Annotated in this window: 4 protein-coding genes; 2 read left to right on the top strand and 2 right to left on the bottom strand. The window is 38.1% G+C overall.

The window, feature by feature from the left end; translation table 11 throughout:
* On the bottom strand, positions 1-1,578 hold a 1,578-nt coding region (locus ACIQZ6_RS12430; protein WP_395811572.1), incomplete at its 3' end, for a M61 family metallopeptidase.
* 260 nt (positions 1,579-1,838) lie between these two features.
* On the opposite strand from ACIQZ6_RS12430, the gene ACIQZ6_RS12425 reads away from it, so the two are divergent.
* Both ACIQZ6_RS12425 and ACIQZ6_RS12420 read left to right on the top strand, forming a co-directional pair.
* Positions 1,839-2,156: a rhodanese-like domain-containing protein gene (locus tag ACIQZ6_RS12425; RefSeq protein WP_395811570.1), complete on the top strand. Its 318-nt coding sequence runs from the start codon at positions 1,839-1,841 to the stop codon at positions 2,154-2,156.
* 6 nt (positions 2,157-2,162) lie between these two features.
* On the top strand, positions 2,163-2,354 hold the full coding sequence (locus tag ACIQZ6_RS12420; RefSeq protein ID WP_395811568.1) for a DUF6358 family protein: 192 nt from the start codon (positions 2,163-2,165) through the stop codon (positions 2,352-2,354).
* A gap of 4 nt (positions 2,355-2,358) precedes the next feature.
* Here the strand turns inward: ACIQZ6_RS12420 and ACIQZ6_RS12415 are convergent, their stop codons facing one another.
* The gene (locus ACIQZ6_RS12415) at positions 2,359-3,378 is read right to left on the bottom strand and encodes a dipeptide epimerase (protein ID WP_395811566.1); all 1,020 of its coding nucleotides are present in this window, start codon (positions 3,376-3,378) and stop codon (positions 2,359-2,361) included.
* Positions 3,379-3,574 lie beyond the last annotated feature (196 nt).

The raw sequence follows: 3,574 nt of genomic DNA, 5'->3' as shown, positions 1-3,574 counted from the left end.
AATTCCTGCTTCATAAGCCGCGGTTCCCTTGATAGTTGCAGCTGAAACTACATTCCTCCCATCTGTTGGTCTCAAATTCAATCTGAGGTTCCCAATACTTGCCTTTCCGGGTTCAGCTTTCCGAAGTTCCAGCCCAGCATTTGCCAGCAACTTTACATAATCATTCTTTTCAGTACCGTAAATGTACCTATGGAAAAAATCTTCTGCAAACCTGATATTGGTTAGTGTTCCGAGCACATTTTGCAAATCAGGGATTGAATACGGCATTTCTGTTTTGCCATGTTTTTTCCATACAGCCTGCATAAAATCATCCAGTGTAAGTTTAAATTCTGACCGTAAACGAAGATCAAGGCCCAGTGCAATAAAGGCACCATAGGTATAGTAGGAGGCAAAGGTATTTGCATAATTATTCCTGTCCACAGAAACTCCAGCATCCACAAAAACTGCACGGCGGCTCATTTGAGTTGCAGAAAAGCTTGAAGCACCCGGAGAATTCAATACTCCATTTAGAATATCGGAAAGTACGCTCTGATATTGTTTGTCTGAAAGAAAACCTGCTCTTTTTAAGATCATATTGCCATAATACTGCGTGAAACCTTCTGCAAACCAAAGTTCAGAACTCATATTGGCATGTGAAAAATTGAAAGGCTCCAGAGTTTTTGGACGAATACGTTCCACATTCCAGGCATGAAAAAACTCATGCGAAAACGTACCCAGAAGATCTACTTCGTTACCCGCAATCTTATTCTGTGTATCGGTGATTACGGTTGAATTTCTATGCTCCATACCATCACCTGCATTATCCTTACTTACATCCTGCAAAAAAGTATAGGTGCCATGATCAAACCTCGGTAACTCACCAAAAACAGCTTTTGATTCTTTAACCAAATGTTCAACCATTTTGGCATAACCAAACACCACATCCTTATTGTCAACACTATGAGAACTCACGCGAATGAGCTGTTCGGAATTGTCTGTATTTCTGTCTGTCCAACTAATTAAATGATGATCAGAAAGTTCAACCGGACTATCCATAAAATAATTCAAATCAGGCGCAGTGACCGTATCTGCAAGTACTGTAGGCTTTAATTGAGTAGCAACTTTCCAGCCATATTTGTTTAAGTCATTAAATTTGATTTGAATTGGCCTTCCGGAAAGAAGGGGAACCCACATAAACGCCGCAGGCATATTTAAATGAGCATGTATTTCATCTATTGCCAGATAAGTACCATCAACCCAGTTACCGAACACGGTATACGATATCTTAACGGTTCCATTATGCTTATCCACACTATAAACATCACCTTCAACCTGAATTACTGGTAATTCACTCCCATTTTCATTAAATGCTTTTACAGCATAAACATTCTTTCCAAACTCATGGGTTGCATACCTTCCTGGAGATGATCGGCTCATCCTAAAAGTTAGGGGCCCTGCAGGAACATCAGGAATTAGCAATTCAATATCTGCCTCATGATGAACCGCATTGGGAAATGAGATCCTGTATTCTAGTGGTTTCTGAGCGGATAAGTTCAGGGTAGAAAATAAAAATAAAAGCAGATATAAGCTTGTTCTCATTGGTTAGTTTAATTGGCGGGATGAAGTTAAAAAAAATGTACTGGATTAAGAATCAACTAATCTAACTGCTGGTCAATAGTGAATTTGGCATTCATAAGATCCTTCTGTAAAGTATAGCAGTTAGACTTCCCGAAAAAACCAAATATTAGACATAGCCCCCATAATAAGGCTTATTGAAGCCTCCAAATTATAGTTTAGCAAGTCTGATATTTAATATTAATTATAGAAAACCGTACCTTTACATCATATTAAAAATCACCATGAAGGAAAAAACAGTACTTGAACTTAAGAACATGATCGACAATAAGGAAGATTTCCAATTGATTGATGTACGTGAAACTTTTGAATATGAAGTGTCTAATCTGAGTGGCGAAAACATTCCGCTTGCTGGAGTTATGCTTGAAGCATCAAAAATAAGTACGGATAAACCTGTGATCATGCAATGCCGCAGCGGTGCAAGAAGTGCAGCTGCCCTGAATCAGCTGGAACAACAATTAGGCTATACTAATCTTTATAATTTAAAGGGTGGTATTCTTGCATGGAAGGCAGAATTTGAACCTGATATGCCGGTTTATTAATCCGATATGCTAAAAAAAATCCTCTTAAATATTTTCTTGAACGTAGCAATTATTGTTATTGTTATTTCTCTGGTATGGTCATTCAAAAACAAGTATTATTTATACCTATTTGCTGGAATTCCACCATTAGCTATGCTAATCTACCTTAAGTTCAGGCTGGTAAAAAGTGTAAGAAGTCTTACCAATAAAGAAAAATAAAATCTTATTTATTACGATTTTTTAGTCCCAATCCTGCCAAATCAGATAGCACCCACTTCCCATCCTTAAAATCAGGATCATTGTATGGATTGTTGCTGGTTAAGAATGGACCGTCAAGATCAGCCCAGTCGCACAGTGGTGCTAAAGCTGCTGCTGCAAGGGTACCACAACTGGTTTCACTCATACAGCCAATCATTGTTTTTAATCCGAGCGCTTTTGCTTTCATAATCATTCGATAGCCTTCATGCATACCAGCGCTTTTCATCAGCTTCATATTGATGGCGTGATAAACACCCTGCGCTTTTTCTACATCAGCAAATCGCTGAACAGATTCATCTCCAACTATAGCAATCGGACTTCGCTCAGTGATCCAGGCATTGGAATCAGGATCATCTTTAGCCATCGGCTGCTCAATTAAAACAACTCCCTGCTCGTGCAGCCAGAATACCATATCCAAACCCTGTTGCTTATCTGTCCATCCCTGATTAGCATCAACATATAATGGTTTATCGGTTGCCGATCGAATAGTGTTGATCAAGTCCTTATCATTATCTCGTCCAAGTTTCACCTTAATGATGTGACAATTTTCGCCTTCTTTGATCTTTTGTAATAGCACTTCAGGTGTGTCAATACCAAGTGTATAAGAAGTAGGAGGCATTTTTGAAGGATCCGAATTGAAGTATTGGTAACATGGTTTTTGTTCCATTTTTCCGCGAAGATCATGCAGAGCTATATCAACAGCGGCCTTAATATTTGGATTTCCAGGAGCTATGCTATCCAAATAGGCAATCAGTTCATCAAAATCAAAAGGTGCTTTTAACCAAGAAAGATCCACTTTAGCCATAAAAGCCATGGCAGATTCAATATTCTCACCCATATATGGCACCATAGAGGCTTCGCCAAATCCGGTATAACCTTCATAACTGATTTCCATCAGCATGATTGGAGTAGAAGTACGCGAAAATTTGGCAATGGTAAACGGATGCTTCAAGTTTAGTTCAAAAGGATTATAGCTGATCTTCATAAGAATATATTAATGCACGAAATAACGAAATTTATGACAGGGAGATAGATTATTGATCCATATTTTTTTTATGAATAAATTTCCTTCTTTCATACGCAGAAGAAAGTCTAATGATTAAATTTAGGCTTCTGAAAAAAGAACAAATAAGGAAATGAAAAAGTTAAAGATATCCACTGCTCAGTTTGAAAACAAAAGC

This window comes from Daejeonella sp., from assembly GCF_044348475.1.
Classification (GTDB): Bacteria; Bacteroidota; Bacteroidia; order Sphingobacteriales; family Sphingobacteriaceae; genus Daejeonella.
The sequence above is the reverse complement of the archived record's forward strand: the minus strand, read 5'-3'. Positions and strand labels throughout refer to the sequence as shown.

Excerpts from the sequence above, each read along its gene's own strand:
- ACIQZ6_RS12425 (WP_395811570.1), top strand. The coding sequence starts at position 1,839 with ATGAAGGAAAAAACAGTACTTGAACTTAAGAACATGATCGACAATAAG.
- ACIQZ6_RS12420 (WP_395811568.1), top strand. The coding sequence starts at position 2,163 with ATGCTAAAAAAAATCCTCTTAAATATTTTCTTGAACGTAGCAATTATT.
- ACIQZ6_RS12415 (WP_395811566.1), bottom strand. The coding sequence starts at position 3,378 with ATGAAGATCAGCTATAATCCTTTTGAACTAAACTTGAAGCATCCGTTT.